At 71.8% G+C, this 21,519-nt stretch carries 18 protein-coding genes and 1 pseudogene; 6 read left to right on the forward strand and 13 right to left on the reverse strand.

The genetic code is table 11. From position 1 onward, the window contains the following. A pseudogene (locus ACIRHA_RS14280) lies at nucleotides 1-1,043 on the reverse strand (hypothetical protein); the annotation flags it as partial. Nucleotides 1,044-1,129: 86 nt separating this feature from the next. Here ACIRHA_RS14280 and ACIRHA_RS14285 point away from each other — a divergent pair. After that, nucleotides 1,130-1,606, forward strand: coding sequence for an SRPBCC domain-containing protein (locus ACIRHA_RS14285; RefSeq protein ID WP_403844529.1), 477 nt, complete (start codon nucleotides 1,130-1,132; stop codon nucleotides 1,604-1,606). A 15-nt stretch (nucleotides 1,607-1,621) separates the two neighbouring features. Here ACIRHA_RS14285 and ACIRHA_RS14290 read toward each other — a convergent pair whose 3' ends face one another. Further along, nucleotides 1,622-2,170, reverse strand: a complete 549-nt coding sequence (locus ACIRHA_RS14290) for a putative immunity protein (RefSeq protein ID WP_403844531.1) — start codon at nucleotides 2,168-2,170, stop codon at nucleotides 1,622-1,624. 208 nt (nucleotides 2,171-2,378) lie between these two features. Between ACIRHA_RS14290 and ACIRHA_RS14295 the strand changes: the two genes are divergently transcribed. Then, nucleotides 2,379-3,497 (forward strand): LCP family protein, encoded by a 1,119-nt coding sequence (locus ACIRHA_RS14295; protein ID WP_403844533.1) that lies wholly within the window; start codon nucleotides 2,379-2,381, stop codon nucleotides 3,495-3,497. A 12-nt stretch (nucleotides 3,498-3,509) separates the two neighbouring features. Here the strand turns inward: ACIRHA_RS14295 and ACIRHA_RS14300 are convergent, their stop codons facing one another. Then, nucleotides 3,510-3,977 carry a MarR family winged helix-turn-helix transcriptional regulator gene (locus tag ACIRHA_RS14300; RefSeq protein ID WP_403844535.1) on the reverse strand — a complete coding sequence of 156 codons (468 nt, stop codon included), beginning with the start codon at nucleotides 3,975-3,977 and terminating at the stop codon, nucleotides 3,510-3,512. 133 nt (nucleotides 3,978-4,110) lie between these two features. On the opposite strand from ACIRHA_RS14300, the gene ACIRHA_RS14305 reads away from it, so the two are divergent. After that, on the forward strand, nucleotides 4,111-5,604 hold the full coding sequence (locus ACIRHA_RS14305; RefSeq protein WP_403844537.1) for a UbiD family decarboxylase: 1,494 nt from the start codon (nucleotides 4,111-4,113) through the stop codon (nucleotides 5,602-5,604). Here the strand turns inward: ACIRHA_RS14305 and ACIRHA_RS14310 are convergent. Then, nucleotides 5,519-6,490 (reverse strand): LysR family transcriptional regulator, encoded by a 972-nt coding sequence (locus ACIRHA_RS14310; protein ID WP_403844539.1) that lies wholly within the window; start codon nucleotides 6,488-6,490, stop codon nucleotides 5,519-5,521. The genes ACIRHA_RS14305 and ACIRHA_RS14310 overlap by 86 nt on opposite strands. 102 nt (nucleotides 6,491-6,592) lie before the next feature. Between ACIRHA_RS14310 and ACIRHA_RS14315 the strand changes: the two genes are divergently transcribed. After that, the gene (locus ACIRHA_RS14315; RefSeq protein ID WP_403844542.1) at nucleotides 6,593-7,426 is read left to right on the forward strand and encodes an oxidoreductase; all 834 of its coding nucleotides are present in this window, start codon (nucleotides 6,593-6,595) and stop codon (nucleotides 7,424-7,426) included. 21 nt (nucleotides 7,427-7,447) lie between these two features. Here the strand turns inward: ACIRHA_RS14315 and ACIRHA_RS14320 are convergent, their stop codons facing one another. From ACIRHA_RS14320 to ACIRHA_RS14330, 3 genes are all read right to left on the reverse strand, one after another. Beyond that, nucleotides 7,448-8,020 carry a dihydrofolate reductase family protein gene (locus ACIRHA_RS14320; RefSeq protein ID WP_403844545.1) on the reverse strand — a complete coding sequence of 191 codons (573 nt, stop codon included), beginning with the start codon at nucleotides 8,018-8,020 and terminating at the stop codon, nucleotides 7,448-7,450. Between the two features lie 258 nt (nucleotides 8,021-8,278). Continuing rightward, nucleotides 8,279-11,239, reverse strand: a complete 2,961-nt coding sequence (locus ACIRHA_RS14325; RefSeq protein WP_403844547.1) for an FAD-binding and (Fe-S)-binding domain-containing protein — start codon at nucleotides 11,237-11,239, stop codon at nucleotides 8,279-8,281. Nucleotides 11,240-11,528: 289 nt separating this feature from the next. Further along, nucleotides 11,529-12,797 carry an aspartate aminotransferase family protein gene (locus ACIRHA_RS14330; protein ID WP_403844550.1) on the reverse strand — a complete coding sequence of 423 codons (1,269 nt, stop codon included), beginning with the start codon at nucleotides 12,795-12,797 and terminating at the stop codon, nucleotides 11,529-11,531. A 165-nt stretch (nucleotides 12,798-12,962) separates the two neighbouring features. Here ACIRHA_RS14330 and ACIRHA_RS14335 point away from each other — a divergent pair, with 165 nt between their 5' ends. Together ACIRHA_RS14335 and ACIRHA_RS14340 are read left to right on the forward strand one after the other, a co-directional pair. Continuing rightward, nucleotides 12,963-14,447: an NAD-dependent succinate-semialdehyde dehydrogenase gene (locus ACIRHA_RS14335; RefSeq protein WP_403844553.1), complete on the forward strand. Its 1,485-nt coding sequence runs from the start codon at nucleotides 12,963-12,965 to the stop codon at nucleotides 14,445-14,447. 68 nt (nucleotides 14,448-14,515) lie between these two features. Beyond that, the gene (locus tag ACIRHA_RS14340) at nucleotides 14,516-15,037 is read left to right on the forward strand and encodes a DUF3830 family protein (RefSeq protein ID WP_403844556.1); all 522 of its coding nucleotides are present in this window, start codon (nucleotides 14,516-14,518) and stop codon (nucleotides 15,035-15,037) included. 62 nt (nucleotides 15,038-15,099) lie between these two features. Here ACIRHA_RS14340 and ACIRHA_RS14345 read toward each other — a convergent pair whose 3' ends face one another. From ACIRHA_RS14345 to ACIRHA_RS14370, 6 genes are read right to left on the reverse strand one after another with little or no spacing between them, the layout of a single operon-like run. Beyond that, on the reverse strand, nucleotides 15,100-16,011 hold the full coding sequence (locus tag ACIRHA_RS14345; protein WP_403844558.1) for an SDR family oxidoreductase: 912 nt from the start codon (nucleotides 16,009-16,011) through the stop codon (nucleotides 15,100-15,102). Further along, on the reverse strand, nucleotides 16,008-16,625 hold the full coding sequence (locus tag ACIRHA_RS14350; RefSeq protein ID WP_403844561.1) for a TetR/AcrR family transcriptional regulator: 618 nt from the start codon (nucleotides 16,623-16,625) through the stop codon (nucleotides 16,008-16,010). The genes ACIRHA_RS14345 and ACIRHA_RS14350 overlap by 4 nt, the downstream gene beginning before the upstream one ends. 37 nt (nucleotides 16,626-16,662) lie before the next feature. After that, on the reverse strand, nucleotides 16,663-18,108 hold the full coding sequence (locus ACIRHA_RS14355) for an MFS transporter (RefSeq protein WP_403844564.1): 1,446 nt from the start codon (nucleotides 18,106-18,108) through the stop codon (nucleotides 16,663-16,665). Beyond that, nucleotides 18,105-18,551, reverse strand: a complete 447-nt coding sequence (locus ACIRHA_RS14360; protein WP_403844567.1) for an aconitase X swivel domain-containing protein — start codon at nucleotides 18,549-18,551, stop codon at nucleotides 18,105-18,107. The genes ACIRHA_RS14355 and ACIRHA_RS14360 overlap by 4 nt, the downstream gene beginning before the upstream one ends. Continuing rightward, nucleotides 18,548-19,828, reverse strand: a complete 1,281-nt coding sequence (locus tag ACIRHA_RS14365) for an aconitase X (RefSeq protein WP_403844570.1) — start codon at nucleotides 19,826-19,828, stop codon at nucleotides 18,548-18,550. Before ACIRHA_RS14365 ends, ACIRHA_RS14360 begins: the two co-directional genes overlap by 4 nt. Continuing rightward, nucleotides 19,825-21,516 (reverse strand): dihydroxy-acid dehydratase, encoded by a 1,692-nt coding sequence (locus ACIRHA_RS14370; protein ID WP_403844573.1) that lies wholly within the window; start codon nucleotides 21,514-21,516, stop codon nucleotides 19,825-19,827. The genes ACIRHA_RS14365 and ACIRHA_RS14370 overlap by 4 nt, the downstream gene beginning before the upstream one ends. Nucleotides 21,517-21,519: the final 3 nt, after the last annotated feature.

The raw sequence follows: 21,519 nt of genomic DNA on the forward strand, positions 1-21,519 counted from the left end.
GGCGCGGTGTCGGCCGCACGGGTGCCGGTGGGCGCGGTGTCGACGGGCGCGGTGTCGGCCGCACGGGTGCCGACAGGCGCAGTGCCGACGGGCGCGGTGTCGGCCGCACGGGTGCCGACAGGCGCAGTGCCGACGGGCGCGGTGTCGGCCGCACGGGTGCCGACAGGCGCAGTGCCGACGGGCGCAGTGCCGACGGCGCGGGTGCCGGCGGCCGCGGTGCCGACAGGCGCAGTGCCGACGGCGCCGGTATCGACGGACTCCGTCCCGGCATGCCGCACAAGGGTTGCGGTCGCATCACGGGCCTGTACCAGGAGGCAGATGCGGGCCGCCGCGAGCTCGGCGCCGTCCGATTGCCGGAGGCCGTCGGACGGCGCCTGCTTGAGGCCGTCCGGGTACGACTGCCCGGCGGCGCCGCGCGGGTGCGGCCGCCCCAGACCGCCGGGGTCCAGCCGCCCCAGACCGCTGGGATCCGCCCGCCCCAGACCGCCGAGGTCCGCCCACCCCAGACCGCCGAGGTCCAGCCGCCCCAGACCGCCGGGGTCCAGCCGCCCCAGACCGCTGGGATCCGCCCGCCCCAGACCGCCGGGATCCGCCCACCCCAGGTCCGCGCCCTGCCGCTGCCCCGGCGGGGAGAGCAGTTCCACCAGGCGCGTCACCGCCGCGTCGGCCTCCGGGTCCTCGCCACCGAAGTAGACGCGCGCCACGATCCCGACCGCCTCCGCCACCGCGCCGGGTTCGCGGTATCCGAGGGCCTCGGCAAGGGTGCACACCACGTGCGGGGCCACGTCATCGGCCTCGGGCCACCGGGTGGCCGCGTTCCGCAGCCGCGCCACGTCGAGGCGGGCCAGCTCGGCCTCCACCAGCGCCCGGCGCCGCGCATGCGCCGGGCCGGAGCTGAACCGGGGCACCGAGGCGCGCAACCAGGCCATGGACGCGCCCTCCTTCCCCTCGGGGGCCGCGGGCAACTCCGGCACCAGGTCCGGGTTGGCCAGCGCCGCGCGCGCGTCCTCGTAGCGGGAGATCTCATGCACGGTTCGGTTCATGCCACCGACGCTAGGCGCGTAACACTTCGGGACCGGCCGAAGCGTCCCCGCGGGCTCGCCGACGGCGCCACCGTTACGCTCGGCCGATGTACTCGACCGAGCTCTCCCGGCATGTGAACGCCCCACGTGCCGCCGTCTATCGGGCGCTCATCGACGCGGACGCGATCGCGCACTGGCGGGTGCCTGCCGGTATGACCAGTCATGTGCACGAGTTCGACGCCCGGGAGGGCGGCAGGTTCCGCGTCTCGCTCACCTACGACGCGCCGACCGAGAGCGGTAAGTCGGCGTCGCACACCGACACGTACCACGGACACTTCGCCAGGCTCGTGCCGGACGAGCAGGTGGTCGAGGTGCTCGCCTTCGAGTCCGCCGATCCCGCGCTGCGCGACACGATGACGATGACCACCACGCTCACCGACGCGGACGGCGGCACCGAGGTGCGGATGCTGCACGAGGCGATCCCCGACGCCGTGCCCGCCGACCAGAACGAGACGGGCACGCGGATGGCGCTGGAGAACCTCGCCCGGCTCGTGGAGACGGATCCGCGGTTCGGCGACGGCTGAGGTCCGGGACGCCCGCTACGGGCGCGGGTCCCGCAACGACGCGTCGAGCGCGCTCATCAGATGCGCCACGCGTCCCTTCCCCCGAGGCGCCGCGGGGTACCGGCCCAACACGTCGACCACGACGGGGGTGGCGCGCCGCCGGGCCTGCTCGACGGACCGCTCCCCCGCCTCCGGATCGCCGCCGACGGCCAGTTCCGCCACGCGGGCCGCGCAGGCGGCAGCACGCAGGATGTGGCCGACCTGGGTGGCCTTCGCGATCGGGTGCAGATACGCGGCGGAGGCGGCGTCACCCGCGGCGCGGGCGGCGAGCCGTACGGCTTCGGTGTCCGCCTCCGCGGCGGCCCGGTGCGCGTCGAGCGCGGTACCCCGCTGCAACCGGCTCCGCTTCGCGCCGCCCACGAACTCCCACGCGGCGTCGACGGCCGCGCGGGGCCGCGGGTCGTCCGGCACCGCGGTCTCGAACACGGGGAGGACCTGCTGGGCGCTCTGCGCGGCGTACCGCGCGACCGCGCGCAGCTCGTCCATGGTCAGGTCGAAGTCCCCGGTCACGGTCGTCGTCGCCATGGCCCGATCCTCTCACCGCGCCGCGTCAGGTCCACAAGCCCCGGCGGGTTCGGGCCCTTCGCCCCTGTTCGCCGCCCGGCCGCGTGGGCGACGGTATGAGGGTCGGGAGTGGAGTGTCCACGTGCACCGCAGCGCGCGCCCGCCTTCCCGAGGCCGCCCGGCGCCGTCGCGTCCGGCAGAACGCCGCCCTCCGAAAGGTTTCCCACCGATGGCCACGCGTGAAGGACGACGGTTCCGCCTGCCCCAGCGGAACCCGGACGGGCCGGCCCCCGACACCCGGCGCCGCAAGGACGAACGCACCCGTAAGCAGCGCGTCGTCCGCCGGGCCGTCTGGATCGTCGCGCTGCTCCTGGTCGCCTGTCTCGGCACGGCCGGCTGCGCATACTGGCGCCTCGACCACAACGTGTCCGGCATCGACCTGTCCAAGGTGCTGACCGACGCCGACGACTCCGGCGAGCTGAACATCCTCGTGATGGGCTCGGACTCCCGCTCCGGCGACAACGGCGACCTCGCGGGCGGCGACACCGGCGGCACCTCGCGCTCGGACACCACGGCCGTCGTGCACATCAACGAGGACCACACCAAGGCCGAGACCGTATGGATCCCTCGGGACACCCTCGTCGACATCCCCGCGTGCACCGACGGCGACGGCGACACGGTTCCCGCGCAGCAGGACGCCATGTTCAACTCGGCGTACAGCGAGGGCGGCCCGGAGTGCACGGTGAAGACCGTGGAGCAGATGTCGGGTCTCGACCTGAACCACTACGTGGAGCTCGACTTCTCCGGCTTCGTGGACTTCATCGACGACATCGGCGGTGTCACCATCACCACGAGCGAGGACATCGACGACCCCGACAGCGGCTTCGACGAGCCGGCCGGCACCCACCACCTCGACGGCGACGAGGCCCTCGCCTTCGTCCGCACCCGGCACGGTGTCGGGGACGGCTCGGACCTGGACCGCATCACCCTGGAACAGCAGATGGCCACCGCCGTCATCGACCAGGTGACGAGCCGCGACCTGGTCACCCACCCCAAGCAGGCCTACGACCTCGCGTCCGACCTGACGAAGTCCCTGACCACGGACACCGGCCTGGACTCCGTGAGCTCTCTTCTGGGCCTCGGCAAGAGCCTCACCGGCATCGGGGCGGGCGACGTCACCCAGGTGACCCTGCCGACCGAGACCGCCCCCAGCGACCCCAACCGCGTCGCCCCCAAGGACCCGGACGCGGGCCAGGTCTGGAACGCGCTCAAGAACGACCGGGCCATCCCGTCGTCGATCGTGCACGACCAGCGGGAGAACCCGGCGAACTCCTCGGCGTCGAAGTGACGCCGTGCCGGTTCACGGCTGCTGTTGACGTGTCGTCACCTGCCGCAGCATCCGCAGGAACTCCTCCCGTTCCTCCGCCGTGAGCACGTCCAGCACCTGGTCGCTCACGTCCGTGACGCCGGGCGCCAGGCGCGCCACCAGGTGACGGCCGCTCTCCGTGATGCGGGCGATCTTGCGGCGGCGATCGCGTTCGTCCTTCTCGAGGTCCAGCAGGCCACGTCGGCGCAGTCGCTCCAGGAGCGGGGCGGCGGTCGACTTGTCGAGGTGGGCGAGGGTGCCGAGCGTGCCCTGGTCCAGGTCGCCGTGCAGGTCGAGCAGGCTCAGGACGGTGAACTGCGGGCCGGTCAGATCCTGGTGGACCTGCTCGTACCAGAGGCGCGTGTGCAGCTGGTTCAGCTGGCGGGCGAGCGGCCCCAGCCCGTCGAGTGCTGCCTGGAGGGCCTCGGCGTGCTCGCTCTTGCGGGACGACGGACGGGACATCGGACGGGACCCCTCGCTTGATCAGGACGTACACGTACTTTACCGTGAGGCGGGTAGGACGTGTACGTAATAACTGTGTGTAATGTCTGCGGAGAGCGACCGTGCCGGTGCTCGCCGCAGGAAGGGGTCTGTCATGACGCAACGCGGCAGCGCGCTCAACTTCCGGGATTTCGTGGCGGAGTTGATCGAGGTGGGCGACGCGGTCGACATCCGTCAACCGGTCAGCCCCACTCTTGAAGTCGGCGCCATCACGCGACGCGTGTACGAGACGCGCGGCCCCGCCCCCTTGTTCAGCAACCTCACCGAGGGTGATCCCGGGCATCGCGTCCTCGGCGCGCCGGCAGGACTGACCGGCCGTGCGGACGGCGCGTACGGGCGGCTCGCCGCGCACTTCGGGCTCCCCCGCGAGACCACGCCGCGCGAGTTGCTCGAACGCCTCATCTCCGCGATGCACACCGATCCCCTCGAGCCGCGCGTCGTCGACGGCGGCCCCTGCAAGGAGAACGTCCTGACGGGCGAGGACATCGACCTCACCCGCTTCCCCGTGCCGTTGCTGCACGCCGAGGACGGCGGGCGGTACTTCGGGACGTACGGCTTCCATGTGGTGCGCACACCCGACGGCGAGTGGACGAGCTGGTCCGTCAGCCGCACGATGCTGCACGGGCCGCGCACACTCGTCGGTCCCGCCATGCCGCAGCAGCACCTCGGCATGATCCACCAGATGTGGCGGGAGCGGGGCGAGCCCACCCCCTGGGCGATGGTCCTCGGCGCCCCGCCCGCCGCGCTGGCGGCCGCCGGCATGCCGCTGCCCGCAGAGGTGAACGAGGACGGGTACGTGGGCGCACTCGCCGGCAGCCCCGTCGACGTCGTCAAGACCGAACTTCACGACCTGCACGTGCCCGCCAACTCCGAGATCGTCCTTGAGGGTTGGATCAGTCCGGACGAGACCGCCCCCGAGGGACCGATGGGCGAGTACCACGGGTACTCGTTCGCCGAGAGCAAGCAACAGCCCGTCTTCCACGTGGAGACCATTACCCACCGCGACGATCCCATCCTGCCGGTGTGCGTGGCGGGTCTGCCGCCGGAGGAGAACCACACCATCTGGGGCACGATGATCTCGGCGACCAGCCTGGACCTGCTGCGGTCGAGCGGGCTGCCCGTCTCCATGGCCTGGTGCTCGTACGAGGCCGCGACCTGCTGGATCGCCGTCTCGGTCGACATCGGGCGGCTGGCCGATGCGCGGATGAGCGAGCGCCAACTGGCCGACGCCGTCGCCGAGGTGCTGTTCGGCTCGCACACCGGGTGGCTGGTCCCGAAGGTGATCCTGGTCGCCGACGACATCGACGTCACCGACATCGACCAACTGGTGTGGGCGATGGCGACGCGCTACCACCCCGGCACCGGCGAGTACGTGTACCCGCAGGCCTCGGGCATCCCCATGGTGCCCTACCTCACCGCCGAGGAGGTGCGAACGGGCCGCGGCGGCAAGGCCGTCATCAGCTGCCTGCTCCCCTCCCAACTGGCCGGCACCACACCGGGGATCACCGCGTCGTTCCGGAATTCGTACCCCGAGGACGTGCGGCGGAGCGTGGTGGAGAAGTGGACGGAGTACGGATTCCTGCGCTGAGGGACTCGGCCGCGCGCGCGTACGCGTGCACCAGCGGGCGCCGGTCGTCGGCGCGCCGGGCCAGGACGAAGCGGCTGGGCGAGACGCCGTGGACGGGGCGGGTGACGACGCCACCGAGGGAGACCAGCGGCGCGTTGCCCGCCGCGAGCAGCACGACGCCCAGTTCCGCGGCGAGCGCCTCGTACGTCTCCTCGGTGCTGGCCACCTCCGCACCGATGACCGCGGGTTTCCCGCCGCGGGATTCGGTGGCGAGCCAGTAGTCCCGCAGCGGCCCGGCGCTGTCGGGCAGGGCGAGGAACGGCTCGTCGAGGAGGTCGGTGAAGTCGATGCTCCCGCGGTCGGCCAGCGGGTGCGTCTCGGCCATGGCGACCAGGCGGGGTTCCTCGGCGACCGGCACCCACCGGTAGCGCTCCTGCTCGGGGAGCGGCAGCCAGACGAACGCGACGTCGCTCGTGCCGTCGGCGAGCCCCGCGGTCGAGTCGTCCCAGGTCACCTGCCGGACCCTCAGCCTGGTGCCGGGATGCTCGGCGGTGAACCGGGAGCGGATCGCCGGCAGCATGCCACCGCGCCCCGGGCTCGTGCTCATCCCCACCACGAGGGCCGTCGCCCGCTCGGCCAGCACCTTGGCGACCGTCTCGCGGGCCGCCTCCCACTCGGCAACCATCCGCCGGGCGTGCGGCAGCAGCGCGGCACCGACCTCGGTCAGCCGGACCGCACGCCGGTCGCGCTCGAACAGCGCGGCCCCCACCTGCTTCTCCAGCATCCGGATCTGCTTGCTCAACGCGGGCTGCGAAACGTATAGCCGCTCGGCCGCACGCGTGAAGTGCAGCTCCTCGGCCACCGCGGTGAAGTACCTGAGGTCCCGCCCGTGAACGTCCATAACCATCGGCTATCACAGCAGATCTTGGACGGGCAACTGGCTTGCACCGCAAGGTGGTTCACAGCGGGGCCCCGACAGCGGCGGCTCCCCCGGATCGAGGAGCACACCATGAACAGAGTTTGGCTGGTCACGGGAGCGAGCAGCGGGTTCGGCCGGGCCATCACCGAGGCGGCGGTGGCCGCGGGCGATGTCGTGGTGGCCGCCGCGCGGCGTACCGCGCCGCTGGACGATCTGGTCGCCGCGCACCCGGACCAGGTCGAGGCGCTGGCGCTGGATGTCACCGCGATCGACGACGTGCAGGCCGCGGTCGACGGGGTGGCCGCCCGGCACGGCCGGATCGACGTGCTGGTCAACAACGCCGGGCGCGGCATGGTCGGGGCGGTCGAGGAGGCCACGGACACGGAGCTGCGGGACCTGATGGATCTGCACTTCTTCGGACCGGCCGCGCTCACCCGGGCCGTACTGCCGCACATGCGCCGCCGCGGCTCGGGCACGATCGTCCAACTCACCAGCATGGGCGGCCGGTTCGCGTTCGCCGGGGTCGGCGCCTACTGCGCCACCAAGTTCGCCCTGGAAGGGCTCTCCGAGGCACTGGCCGCCGAGGTCGCGCCGCTCGGCATCCGGGTACTGATCGTCGAGCCCGGTGCGTTCCGGACGGGCTTCGCCGGCTCCGCCGATCTGACCCCCGTATCGACGCTGGACGCGTACCAGGACACCGTGGGGCCCGTCCTGTCCGCGCTGCCGGGCGGCAGCGGCCAGGAGCCGGGCGATCCGGCGAGGGCCGCGGCCGCGATCCTGACCGCCGTGGACGCCGAGAAGCCTCCGCTGCGCCTGCCGCTCGGCAATGACGCGGTCGACGCGATCACCGCACAGCTCGACGGTACCCGGGCCGAGTTGAGCACCTGGGAGAAGCTCGCCCGCTCCACCGACTTCGACGGGTGACGCGGCGCGCCGACAGGGGCCTCAGTGCACGACGTCGAAGACGTTCTTCTGCAGCCCGTTCGCGTACGCCTCGTGCTCGACGAGCTTGAGGTGTTGTGTGTCCTTGTCGGTGGCGCTGAACAGTCGCTTGCCCGCGCCGAGCAGCAGCGGGAACACCAGCAGGTGGTAGCGGTCGATGAGGCCCGCGTCCGACAGGTTCTGGTTGAGGGTGGCGCTGCCGTGCATGATGATCGGGCCGCCCTCGGTCTCCTTCAGCGCGGCGACCTCGTCGAGCGAGCGCAGGATCGTCGTCTCACCCCAACCGGCCACCAGGTCGCCGGACTTGAGCGTGCTGGACACGACGTACTTGGGCATCGGCTTGTACGCGGCGAACTCCTCCATGCCCGGCCACACCGGGCTGAACGCCTCGTAGCTGACCCGGCCGAACAGCATCGCCGTGGCCTCGGTCTGCTCCCGGCCTTTGATCTCGAACGCCTCGGGCACGAAGTCGACGCCCTTGAACGTCCACCCGGAGTTGCGGTACCCGGGCTCGCCGCCCGGCGCCTCCATGACTCCGTCGAGGGACACGAAGGCCGTACTGATCAGCGTACGCATGTCGGATCTCCCTGGTTCTTCACTCGGTATCGGTCGGCTACGCACCAACTAACACTCTTGGACCGGCGGGCGTGGCAGAACTCATCGGTATACGGCGGGTCGCGGAGGCGAATCGGTCACCCGGGTCGCCGTCGTGTGCATGCGGCCGGACGCCGCGAAGCCCCCGCACGAACAGTGGGGCACCCTCCTCACCGTCGGTATCGATGTCGCGGGCGGCGCGCTCGACTACGCGGTCGGCGCCCCGTCCTCCGCCGCCGCTCAGGACTTCAGCCGCTTCTCGCGGCGCGTCCTCAGCGCGTCCCTGAGCAGTTCCGCGAGGTGGCGTGGGCGGCGGTCGGAGAGCTGGGTGATCTGGGTGCGGCAGCTGTAGCCGTCCGCGAGGACCACCGTGTCGTCGGCCGCCTCGCGCAGGGCCGGGAGGAGGGCCTGTTCGCCGACCGCGACCGACACGTCGTAATGGCCGTCCTCGAAGCCGAAGTTGCCGGCCAGGCCGCAGCAACCGGAGTCGAGGCGGCCGCTGTCCACGCCGACGCGGGCGAGCACCCGGTCGTCCGCCTTGCTACCGAGCGTGGCGTGCTGGTGGCAGTGGGTCTGGGTCAGGGCGGTGACGTCGTCGAGGTGGCCGAAGTCGACGTCGGGGGCGCGCTGGTCGAGGAGTTCGGCGAGGGTCACGGTCTGCTCGGCGAGGCGCTTCGCGCGCGGGTCGCCGGGGAACAGCTCCGTGGCGTCCGTGCGGAACAGGGAGGTGCAGCTGGGCTCCAGGCCGACCAGCGGCATGCCTTCCTGGAGGTAGGGGTCGACGGCCTTGAGGGTGCGGTCCAACACCCTCTTGGCCATGTCGAGTTGGCCCGTGGTGTGCCAGGTCAGGCCGCAGCACAGACGGTCGGGCGGCAGGACCACCTCGAAGCCCGCGTGTTCCAGGACGACGACGGCCGCGCGGCCCACCTCGGGGGACATGAACTCGGTGAAGGTGTCGGGCCAGAGGAGGACCTTGCCCCGGCTGCCGGGGGCCGGCGCGTTGCGGCGCTTCTTGAAGCTCGTACGGAAGCGGCGCGCGGCGAACGGCGGGACCGGGCGCTCCGGCGCGATACCGCCCGCCTTCTTAAGAAGTGCGGCCGCCTTCTTGTTGCGTGTCACCGTGTTGACGAGACGCGGCGCCAGGCCCGCCAGGTGGGACCACACCGGCAGCCAGCCGAGCGCGTAGTGGGAGGCCGGGCGGCGCTTTCCCTTGTAGTGGTGGTGCAGGAACTCCGCCTTGTAGGAGGCCATGTCGACGCCTACGGGGCAGTCGCTCTTGCAGCCCTTGCAGGACAGGCACAGGTCGAGGGCCTCGGCGGCCTCCTCGGACTGCCAGCCGTCGGTGATGACGTCGCCCTGCACCATTTCGTAGAGCACGCGTGCGCGCCCGCGCGTGGAGTCCTTCTCGTCTCCGGTGGCGCGGTAGCTGGGGCACATCACACCGCCGGACTGGGTGCGGCACTTGGCGATGCCGACGCAGCGGCGCAGCGCCTTGGACAGGTCGCCGCCGTCCTCCTCGAGGGCGAGCGTCGTCGTCAGGGAGAGCGTGGGGCGGTGGCCCGGCGTGATGCGCAGGCGTTCGTCGGCGGGACGCGGGTGGACGAGGATGCCGGGGTTCAGCCGGTTCTGCGGGTCCCAGACGGCCTTGAACTCGCCGAACGCCTCCATCGCCTGCTCGCTGTAGACGAGCGGCAGGAATTCGGCGCGGGCCTGCCCGTCGCCGTGCTCGCCGGAGAGGGTTCCTCCGTGCCGGGCGACCAGTTCGGCCGCGTCCTTCATGAACGTACGGAAGATCCGCACCCCTTCGGCCGTCTCGTGGTCGAAGTCGATGCGGATGTGCACGCAGCCTTCGCCGAAGTGGCCGTACGGGGTGCCCTGGAGGCCGTGGCTCTCCAGGAGCGCCGCCAGGTCGCGCAGGTAGTCGCCGAGGTGCTCGACGGGGACCGCGGAGTCCTCCCAGCCGGGCCACGCCTCGGAGCCGTCGGGGGCGCGGGTGGCGAGGCCCGAGCTGTCCTCGCGGATGCGCCACAGGGCGGCCTGTTCGGCGGGGCTCTGCACGAGGCGTACGTCGACGGCGCCGGTGTCCTTCAACAGGGCCTCGGCACGGGCCCGTTCGGCCTCCGGGTCGGGGGTCGCGTCCGCGTGGCCGAACTCGCACAGCAGCCAGCCGGCTCCCTCGGGGAGCATCTCCTCGGGGCGGGCGTCGGGGACGTTGCGGCGCAGCGCCGCGACCTGGTCGCCCCCGAGTCCCTCGCAGGCGATGGGTTCGTGGCGCAGGACGTGCCGTGCGGCGTCGCCCGCGGCGGGGAGGTCGGAGAAGCCGAGCGCCACGAGGGTGCGGCGGGCGGGGAGGTCGACGAGCTTGACGGCGGCCGAGACGATGACTGCGCACGTGCCTTCGGTGCCCACCATCGCCGCCGCGAGGTCGAAGCCCCTCTCCGGCAGCAGGTGTTCGAGGCTGTAGCCGGAGACCTGGCGGCGGAATCGGCCGAACTCGGTGCGGAGCATGGCCAGATGGCGGTCGCGCAGGTCGCGCAGGCGGGCGTGGATCTCGCCGGTGCGCCCTCCCTCGTCTATGACGTGCTGGAGCTCGTCGGCGTCGAGGGAGCGCAGCCGGATGCGCTCGCCGTCGTAGGTGAGGACCTCCAGTTCGACGATGTTGTCGGCGGTGCGGCCCCAGGCCACCGAGTGGGTACCGCACGCGTTGTTGCCGATCATGCCGCCGATGGTGCAGCGGGCGTGCGTGGAGGGGTCGGGGCCGAAGCGCAGGCCGTGCGGTTTGCAGGCGTCCTGGAGGCGGTCGAGTACGACGCCGGGTTCGACGCGGGCGGTGTGTGCCTCGGCGTCGATCTCGACGATCCGGTTGAGGCTGCGGGAGGTGTCGATGACGACGCCGTCGCCGACGGCCTGTCCGGCGATGGAGGTGCCCGCGCCGCGCAGGGTGACGGCGACGTCGAGTCCGTGGCACGCGGCGAGCGCCGCCGCCAACTCGTCCGTGTCGGCGGGCAGCACGACGGCCGCGGGCACCTGCCGGTACACGGAGGCGTCCTGCGCGTACTCGGCGCGCCGCCGCTTCCCGAACGCGACCTCGCCGTGCGGCACGGCGTCCCGCAGCGCGCGCTCCAGCTTCTGCAGCGTCGCCGGGTCGGGCGCGTCCGGGCGGGGCGCGGCGGATCCGGTCGTGGCGACGGGGGCGGACATGGTGGCTCCTTCGGGCGGGCGGAGTGCTGCTGCTGGAGGTGAGGGTCTCAAGATCGCTGCGGCGGGGTGGCGGAATTGCGGGATCACGGGGTGGCGGCGGCCAGGTCCGAGGGCGGTGCATCACGAACCGGTGTGTGGCGCCCGGCTCGTGACGCACAGTCCCCCGGGCGCGGCGACGACGACGGCCGGCCCGCCCGAACGCGCCCGCGCCCCGACGCGGCAGGGGCCGGCCGGGGCGCGATGCGGTGGCGGGGCGGCGCTCACACCGCACCGCAATCTGCCGGAGGCGTCAGCCGAGGACCGCCGCGACGGACTCGCGCCACAGCCGCAGGCCCTCGTCGATCTGCTCGCCGTTCACGACGAGCGGCGGGATCATCCGGACGACCTGACCCTGCGTCCCGCAGGTGAGCAGCAGCAGACCGCGCTCGGACGCGGCGGCGTGCACGCGGGCGGCGGTGGCGCCGTCCGGCTCGCCGTCGGCGGTGACGAACTCGATGCCCGCCATCAGGCCGAGGCCGCGGACGTCACCGATGCCGCCCTGGCCGCCGACCGGGTAGCTCTCGGCGACTTCGCGCAGGCCGGCGAAGAGCTGCTCGCCACGCTCGGCGGCGTTCTCGACGAGCTTCTCCTCCTGGATGACGTCGAGCGTGGCGATGGCGGCGGCACACGACACCGCGTTGCCGCCGTACGTGCCGCCCTGCGAGCCGGGCCATGCCCGCGACATCAGCTCCTTGGACGCGGCGATCGCGGACAGCGGGAAGCCGCTGGCCAGGCCCTTGGCGGTGACGATGATGTCGGGCTTGCCGTCGAAGTGGTCGTGGCCCCAGAACTTGCCCGTGCGCCCGAACCCGGTCTGCACCTCGTCGATGATCAGCAGGATGCCGTGCCGGTCGGCGCGCTCGCGCAAGCCCCGCAGGAAGGCCGTGTTCGCGGGAACGTAGCCGCCCTCGCCGAGGACCGGCTCCACGATGAACGCGGCGGTGTCGGCGGGCGTGGTGACGGTGGCGAGCAGCTGGTCCAGCTCGCGCAGCGCGAACTTGGTCGCGGTCTCCTCGTCCCAGCCGTAGTAGAAGCAGTTGGGGAACGGGGCGAGCGCGACGCCCGACATCAGCGGGCCGTATCCGGAGCGGAACTTGGTGGCCGACGTGGTCATCGACGCGGCGGCGAGCGTACGGCCGTGGAAGCCACCCTGGAAGGCGACGATGTTCGGCCGACCGGTGGCCTGCTTGGCGAGGCGCATCGCGGCCTCGACGGCCTCCGAACCAGAGTTGACGAAGAAGAGCGAGTCGAGGCCGTTCGGCAGCACCTCGCCGAGGCGCGCGCTGAGGGTTTGCAGCGGCTTGTGCATCACCGTCGTGTACTGGCCGTGGATGAGCTTGCCGACCTGCTCCTGGGCCGCGGCGACCACCTTGGGGTGGCAGTGCCCGGTGGACGTGACGCCGATGCCGGCGGTGAAGTCCAGGTGGGCGCGGCCGGTCTCGTCGTAGAGATGGACGCCCTCGCCGCGTTCGGCCAGGACGGGGGTGGCCTGCTTGAGGACGGGGGACAAGGCACTCATGGACGGCTCCTCGCTCGGTGACCGTGGTACTTCACGGATCTTCTACGGAGATCAACATCGGACTGCGTCGTAGGATTGTCAACAACCTACACTCATGCAAGCATGCAATTCCGCGGCTGTCCACGAGTGAGCCTGGCCGGGAGTTCCAAAACCACGGGAGTCGAAGTGAGTGCAGTGACCGAACAGCAGACAGACCGCGAGCGGACCGTCGTCGCGTCCGTGCCCGACGGACTGTTCATCGGCGGCAGCTGGCGCCCGGCGGCCTCCGGCGCGACCTTCGGCGTCGAGGACCCCTCGGTCGCCCGTGAGCTGCGCACCGTCGCCGACGCGGGCGCCGAGGACGCGCGCGCCGCCGCCGAGGCCGCGGCCGCCGCGCAGGAGTCCTGGGCGGCCACCGCGCCGCGCGAGCGCAGCGAGATCCTGCGCCGCGGCTACGAACTCCTCATGCAGCGCCAGGACGAGCTGGCCCTGCTGATGACACTCGAAATGGGCAAGCCCCTCTCCGAGGCGCGCGGCGAGGTGGCGTACGCCGCCGAGTTCTTCCGCTGGTTCGCCGAGGAGGCCGTCCGGATCGAGGGCGGCTACCAGGCCTCCCCCGACGGCAAGGACCGCTTCGTCGTGATGAAGCGCCCGGTCGGCCCGGTCCTGTTGATCACGCCGTGGAACTTTCCCCTCGCCATGGGCACCCGCAAGATCGGTCCGGCGATCGCGGCGGGCTGCACGATGATCATCAAGCCCGCCGAGCAGACGCCGCTGACGATGCTGAAGCTCGCCGAGATCATGACCGAGGCGGGCGTGCCCGCGGGCGTCCTGAACGTGCTGACCACGTCCCGCCCCGCCGAGGTCGTCGAGCCGCTCATGCGCGGCGGGACCATCCGCAAGCTGTCCTTCACCGGCTCCACGGCGGTGGGCCGCCTGCTCATCGAGCAGAGCGCCGAGCACGTCCTGCGCGTCTCGCTGGAGCTGGGCGGCAACGCACCGTTCATCGTGTGCGAGGACGCCGACCTCGACAAGGCCGTCGAGGGCGCGATGGCCGCCAAGATGCGCAACATCGGCGAGGCGTGCACGGCCGCGAACCGCCTGTACGTGCACGAGTCCGTCGCCGCCGAGTTCGCCGAGAAGCTCTCCGCCCGGATGGCCGCGCTCGCGGTCGGGCGCGGCACCGAGGACGGCGTCACGGTCGGCCCGTTGATCGACGAGGACGGCCGCGGCAAGGTCGAGGAGCTGGTCGCCGACGCCGTCGAGCGCGGCGCGAAGGTCCTCACCGGCGGTGACCGCGCGGAGGGCGAGGGCTACTTCTACACCCCGACCGTCCTCACCGGCGTCTCCCCCGAGTCCGCCCTGATGAGCCAGGAGATCTTCGGCCCGGTGGCCCCGATCCTCACCTTCACGGACGAGGACGAGGTCGTCGCCGCGGCCAACGACACCGAGTACGGACTGGTCTCCTACCTGTTCACAGAGAACCTTGAGCGCGCCTTCCGGCTCTCCGAGCGCCTGGAGACCGGCATGGTCGGCCTCAACAAGGGCGTCGTCTCCAACCCCGCGGCCCCCTTCGGCGGTGTCAAGGCCTCGGGCCTCGGCCGTGAGGGCGGCCGGGTCGGCATCGACGAGTTCCTGGAGACGCGCTACCTGGCGATGCCGCTCGGCTGACAGGCGGGCGCCAACCGACCTACCGTCCACGTACGTTGATCACCGACCAGACCGGAGCGACTGCACCCATGGACCGTTTCATCGAGGTCTCCCTGCCCAAGCGCGGCGTCACCGCCACCGCCAAGCTGCTCGACGACCGCGCCCCGATCACCTGCGAAGCGATCTGGAACGCCCTGCCGCTGGGCAGCGACGTCTACCACGCGAAGTACGCGCGCAACGAGATCTACACGCTCGTACCGGCCTTCGCCCCGCAGGAGCCCCCGCTGGAGAACCCGACGATCACGCCGATCCCCGGCGACCTGTGCTACTTCACTTTCTCCAACACGCAGATGAGCACGGCTTCCTACGGCTACGAGGCCGCCGCCGAGCAGCAGGGCAACCAGGCCGCGCACGCCGAGCGCGACATCGTCGTCGACCTCGCCCTCTTCTACGAGCGCAACAACCTCCTCATCAACGGCGACCAGGGCTGGGTCCCCGGCATCGTCTGGGGCACGGTCGTCGACGGCCTCGACCGGCTCGCCGAGGCCTGTCAGGACCTGTGGCGGACGGGCGCCGTCGGGGAGTCGTTGCAGTTCAAGCGGGCGGAGTGAGCGAGTAGGAGCGCGAGGGGGCGGGCCGGTCGACCGGCCCGCCCCTTCATTGTGGGTCCGAGTTACAGCGGGTCCCCGAGGAGCCCGTGCTCCGCCTCGATGCTCTCGGCCCAGTGTGCCGCCCAGTCCGGTTGCGTCCCGTCGGCGTCGGTGAACCCGTACTCCTGGTAGAGGCCCCATGTGGCCAGCGCCCGACCGGACTTGGCCATGACGCCGGGGTCGGCGGCCAGTGCGGCGACTGCCCGGCCGAGGTAGGCCGGGGTCTCGGAGTGGGCGAAGTGCGGGTCCTTGGCAACGCCGTCCCGCCAGTTCGCCTCGGTGACTCCGAAGCCCTCCAGCATGGCCTCCGAGCGCAGGAATCCCGGCGTGATGGCGACGGCCGCGATGCCATGGGGCCGGAGCTCCTCGGCCTGGGCGACGGCGAGGCGGATGACCGCGGACTTCGCCAGGTCGTAGAAGAGCGTGCCCCGGTAGCGGGCGGTGTTGCCGTCGGTGACCTCCACGACGAGGCCGCTCTTGCGGGCGACCATGAGGGGAAGCGCGTACCGGCTGGTGATGATGTGAGTGTCCACGGCCCGCCGCAGCAGTCGCAGGCCGGTGTCCAGGTCCTGCTCCCACAGGGGGTGTTCCCAGTCGGTCAACGAGTCGCCGCCCCACACGGAGTTGACCAGGATGTCGAGCCGCCCGTCCTGTTCGGCGGCGATCCTGTCGACGAGGGCCCGGACCTCTTCGGGGCGGCTGTGGTCGGTGCGGACGGGGATGCCGTGGCCGCCCGCGGCGTCGACCTGCTCGGCGGTCTGCTCGATGGTCTCCGGGCGGTCCAGGTCGGAGCGCCCCTCCTTGCTGCTGCGGCCGGTGACGTACACCGTCGCGCCCGCGGCGCCGAGTTGGACGGCGACGCCCCGTCCGCCGCCGCGCGTGGCGCCGGCGACCAGGGCCACCCTTCCGGTCAGTGAGCGTGTGTCGGTGGTCATGACTCCTCCGGATCGGTCGAGGCTGCGCCGGGTGGAAGGTGCGGGGACAGAACGACGTCGAGTTCCTGCCGCAGCCGTGCTTCAAGGCTGCCTTCGCGCTCGAGCGCCCAGGTCAGGCCCGCGCCCGCGGTGATCGCCTGGATCGTGCGGGCGAGTGCGGCGGTGTCGGTCGAGGCCCGGAGTTCGCCCGTGTCTGCCGCCTCCGTCAGCAGTTCCTCGATCAGCCCCCGCTGCGTGCGGTGAACGGCCAGCGCACGGTCGTACAGCTGGGGATCGCCGAGGTCCATGCACAGGAACGCCAGATGGTTGGCGAAACGCTCCGGTGTGGCCAGCACGGCCGCCGACTCCGCCGTCAGCGCCGACAGCGCCCCGAGCGCCGATGTGCGCGAGGTCCGCACCCGCTCGGCCCGCTCGCCCGCGCCCCTCTCTGACCGGTCGGCGAGCGCCAGGAGCAGGCCGCGCTTGGACCCGAAGCGCTGCACCAACGTTCCCGGTACGACACCGACCTCGCGCGCCACGGCCGCCAACGTGAGACCGGCGGGCCCCTCACGGCCCATGACCTCGACCGTCGCCCGCAGAATCGCCGCGTCCTCGACGCCCCGGGGACGTGCCATCTCCGCCATCCTCCATTAATAAATGCTCGTGCATTTATTAAAGCACGCGGGACCGCACGTGACGAGACTCCGGGGTGGCCGGAGCTGGCGTCGCGTCCACCGCCCCGTTCAGCGCGCCCTCCGCGTCGGCCGGCATCCTGCGCTGCACCCGGCCGAGCAGGAACAGCACCACGACCATCACGGCGGGGCAGATCGCGAAGATGCTGAACGCGCCGCCCGCCCCGAGGCCGGCATCGAGGATGACGCCGCCGAGCCAGGGGCCGAGCATGGCACCGGCCTTGGCGACCGAGGACGCCCAGCCGGCGCCGTTGGCGCGGATCTCGGTCGGGTAGAAGGTGCCCGCGATGCTGGTGATGCCGCCGTGCCCGCCGTTGACGAACATCTTGGCGCCGATGACGAACCCGACGTACACCGCAGGGGCGAGCGCGCCGCTGCCGAGCACCACCATGCAGACGACGGCGGCGAGCGGCATCCACAGGATCGTGCCCGCGCCCTTCTTGTCGACGAACCGGCTGATGAACAGCTGACCGACGGCGCCCGCGACGCTCGCCAGGGCGGCGATGGTGGCGGCGGCGCTGACGCTGAAGCCCATCTGCTCGTTGATCATCGGCGTCCAGAAGACCAGGAAGTAGATCAGCGCGGACGACAGCAGGTAGACCAGCCACAGCAGCGGGGTGATGGCGGCGAGGTGACCGCGGAAGAGCTGCGCGGGCGTGAACCGCTTCCCCGCGAACGCCTTCCCCGGGGTCTCGGCGGTGAAGCGCGTACCCGGCTCGAAGGACAGGCCCGGCTGGAAGCGGACGAGGATGCGCGCGATGCGCTCGTCGCTGCCGGGGCGGGACTTCAGCGCCAGGAACCGCACCGACTCGGGCACCAGCGTCAGCACTCCGGCGAGCGTGAGCAGGGAGCAGACACCGCCGACGACGAACACCGTGCGCCAACCGTGCTCGGGGATCAGCCAGTTGGAGACCGGTCCGCCGGCCGCCCCGCCGAGCGTGTAGCCGACCATGATGATCGCGACGGACGTCACCCGGAACCGCTTCGGCGCGAACTCGGCCGCCAGGGCCCAGGTCAGCGGAAGTACGCCGCCGAGGAACAGCCCGGAGACGAAGCGCAGCAGGAACAGGTGCCCGTACGTGTCCGCGAAGGCGAAGGCGATCATGAAGATGCCGAAGCCCGCGACGGACACCGTGATGGTGGGGCGCCGACCGAGGCGGTCCGCCAGGTAGCCCATGATCAGCGCGCCGATCATCGTGCCGAACAGCCCGACCGTGCCCAGGGTGCCCAGTTGGGTCCCGGTGAGGTCGAAGTCCTCGCGGATGTAGGTGGCGGCGAACGACAGGATCTGGAAGTCGAATCCGTCGAGGAATGTGATCACGAAGCAGACGGCGTACATCAGGATCCAGCGGCGGCTCGCGTGCTGGCGCTCGATGACCGGGGCAAGTTCCACGACGGGTGGTGAGGTTCTCGACTGGTCGCTCATCCGGACTCCTCGGGGGAAGGTGGTGCGGCGGGGTACACCGTGACGGTGCCGTGCTCGGCGTCGATGCGGACGCGGTCGCCGGTGCGGATGGCGACGAGGGGATCCCGGTCCAGATCGGTCACGGTGGGGACGCGCGTGACGACCGCGCCGAGCGCGGCCTTGCTGGTCGTCGTCACGAAGATCATGCCGAGGGGGGCGGTGCCGGCGAGACGGGTGGCCTGGAAGAAGCCCGACCAGCCCGAGGATCCCTTGGCGCCGGGGAACACGAGGATCTTCCCGGCGAACGACACTCCGTACAGGGCGTGCCGGCGTTCGATCACGACGCCGCGAGCCGGGTCGATGCCGCCCCAGCCGGAGATCGTCTCGGGCGACACCAGGGCCTCGCCCTCCACGACGCCGGGGACGACGGTCCTGCCGTGCAGGACGATGCTCGGGCCGCTCATCGCAGCTCTCCCTTCCAGGTGCCGGTGACGGCGGCGTCGACGCAGTCGGCGAGCGTGCCGAACCAGGCCTCGATGCCGAGGATCGCGGGCAGGTAGTGGGCCTGCTTCGCCGAGTCGGTGGCGAAGACGCGGGTGCCGGGAGGCGCCGAACGGGACATGGCGGGGCAGGAGTCGGTCAGGACGCGGGCGCCCGCTCGCTCGATGGTCGCCGTCCAGCCGTTGCGGTCGGCGACGGTGCGCAGGGCGCGCGGCACCATCAGCCACAGCTGGGTCCCGGAGTTGAGCCGTCGCCCCTCCAACAGCCTGGCGGTGTCGCGCACTTGGTCGAGTGAGGCGTGCGGGCAGCCGAGGAGGACGAAGTCCACGTCGGTACTGTCGCCCTGGGAGTTGAGGTCCTCGTAGACGGCGCGGCGCTCACGCTCCCCGTACGGCACGGCCTCGGGGGCGGCCCTCCCCCCGAAGGCGGTCCGGAGGTCCGGGGCTTCGGGGGTGATACCGGGGATGTGGTAGATCTCGACGCCACCGGAGGACGCGGCGGCCGCTCCGAAGTGCTTGAGGTCGAGCAGGTCGGGGTGGGCCAACTCGCCGGTGACGACGGGCCGTTCCTCCTGGACGAGGCCACCCGCGAAGTAGCCGAGCATGCCCCAGTCAAGTGGTCCGGCGATCGGGGTGCGGGCGTCGATGTGGTGGGTGCCGTGCCGGTTCTCGGGGCGGTGGTTGCCCCAGCAGGGGATGCGTCCGGTGAGCGATGCGGCGCCGGTGGAGGCGGTGCCCTCGCAGTTGGTGCGGGCGCCGAGCACGGAGTTGGCGTAGACGACCGCGGAGGACTCCATCCAGGCCACGTGTTCGCCGCGTACGGGGATGTTGCCGACCTGGTACGGCGTGCAGGTGGCGAGGATGCTGACGCCCTTGCGGCTGTAGAAGGCCTCGGCGTCCGACTGGAGTTCGACGAGCTCCTTCGGGTAGGGCGCGATGCCCTGGGCGTCGGGGCCGAAGCTCTGCTGGAGCTGGCAGGTGGGCACCTTCATGTCGGGGACGGCGAAGTCTCCGTCGCTGTCGAGGTTGAGCACGGCGAAGGCCTTGTTCCAGCCGCCCTCCTCGACGAGGCGGGTCTTGGCGGGTGAGGGCTGGGTCATGGTGCCGGCGACGTTGCGCACGTCGCACAACTTCTCGGCGTCCAGGGCCTGTCCGTAGCGGACCAGGAGGTCCATGGCGGCCGCGGCGGCGGGGCCTTCGGCGCCGTCGAGCAGGGCCTTGTCGGTGTCGTTGAGCTTCACGCGCGCGTGCTTCCTTCCTTGAGTTCCTCGGTGGTGACCGCGCCCTGCTGCAGGGGCCGCACCGTGCGGCGGTAGACGGACAGCCAGCCGCGCCCGCCGTCCGCGTACGCGGTGAGGGGGGTTCGGGTGGCCAACTCCTCGTCCGGTACGAGGAGGTCGGCGCGGCGGGTGGTGAGGTCGACGGAGATCGTGTCGCCGTCGCGGACCAGGGCCAGCGGGCCGCCCGCCGCGGCTTCCGGGGACACTTCGCCGACGACGATGCCCTTGTTGACGAGGCCGGAGAGCTGCCCGTCGGTGACGACGGCGACCTTGCCCGTGAGCCCTGCACCGTCGAGCGCGAAGACGGGCCGGGAGGCCATGCCCATGCCGGGGGTGCCGGTGGGCCCGAGGCCCCGCAGGACGAGCACCTGGCCCGGTTGCACGTCGCCGGCCTTCAGCCCGTCGAGCGCGTCCTGCGGCGAGTCGTACACCTTGGCGGGTCCGGTGAAGGACGGTGGGCGTTCCTCGTCGACGGCGAGTTTGACGATGCCGGTGGCCGGCGCGAGCGAGCCACGGACCAGGACGATCGTGGGGCGGCGGCCGTGCGGCCGGTCGAGCGGGCGGATCACCTCGGGGTCGGCGGGGCTGCGGCCGTCGAGGTCCTTGCCGAGGGTGCGTCCGGTGACGGTGCGGGCGCCGGTGTGCAGCAGGTCCCGCAGCTGCCACAGCAGCCCGGCCGCGCCGCCCGCCGCCTCGAACTCCTCGATGGAAACAGGGCCGTTGGGCCGCACGGCGGCGAGCAGCGGCACGCGGTCGGCGAGGCGCTCGTACAGTGCGTACACGTCGACGCCGTTCCCCGTCTCCTCGGCGACCGCCTGAAGGTGTTTGACGGAGTTGATGGAGGCGCTGACGGAGAGCATGGCGGTGACCGCGTTCTCGAAGGCCTCCGGGGTGAGCAGGGCGCGCGGCCGGAGGTCCTGCCGTACGAGGTCGACGATCCGGTGGCCCGCTGCCCGCACGTCGTCCCACATCTTGGGGCTGTTGGCGAGCACGGGCGTGGAGCCGGGCAGTGCCATGCCGAGGGCTTCGCAGGCGATGTGCATGGAGTTGGCGGTGCCCATTCCGGCGCAGACGCCCGGCCCGGCCACGGCGTTCTCGCTCATGCCGGTCAGCTCGTCGAGGGTGATGCGGCCCTGGGCGTGGTGTCCGGCGCCGAGGAAGACGTCCTCGATGTCGCAGTGGCGTCCGGCGAAGGTGCCGCAGGGCTGGTAGCCGCAGCCGACGACGACGGTCGGCAGGTCGAGCCTGGCAGCCGCCATCAGCTGGCCGGGGGCGGTCTTGTCGCAGGAGGCGAGGGTGAGCATGCCGTCGAGCTGGGCGCCCTCGACGGCCGCTTCGATGTCGTGGCTGATGAGGTCGCGGGCGGAGAGGATGTAGCCGCCGCGGCCGCCCGCGCTGTGGATGAAGTCGCTGGGGGCGACGGTGCGGATCTCGAAGCCGATGCCGCCCGCATCAGCGATGGCCTCCTTGGCGGCCGCGGCGATGTCGTCGAGATGGCTGTAGCACGTGGCCAGCTGGGACGAGGAGTTGACGATGGCGATCTTCGGCTTGGCCATGTCCTCGTCGGTGAGGCCGAGGGCGCGCCACTGGGCTCTGCGGACGGCCCATGGGGAGGTTCCTACGGTGTAGTTGCTGCGGAGGTCGGTCACGGG

This window comes from Streptomyces sp. NPDC102360 (assembly GCF_044766085.1).
GTDB lineage: Bacteria > Actinomycetota > Actinomycetes > Streptomycetales > Streptomycetaceae > Streptomyces.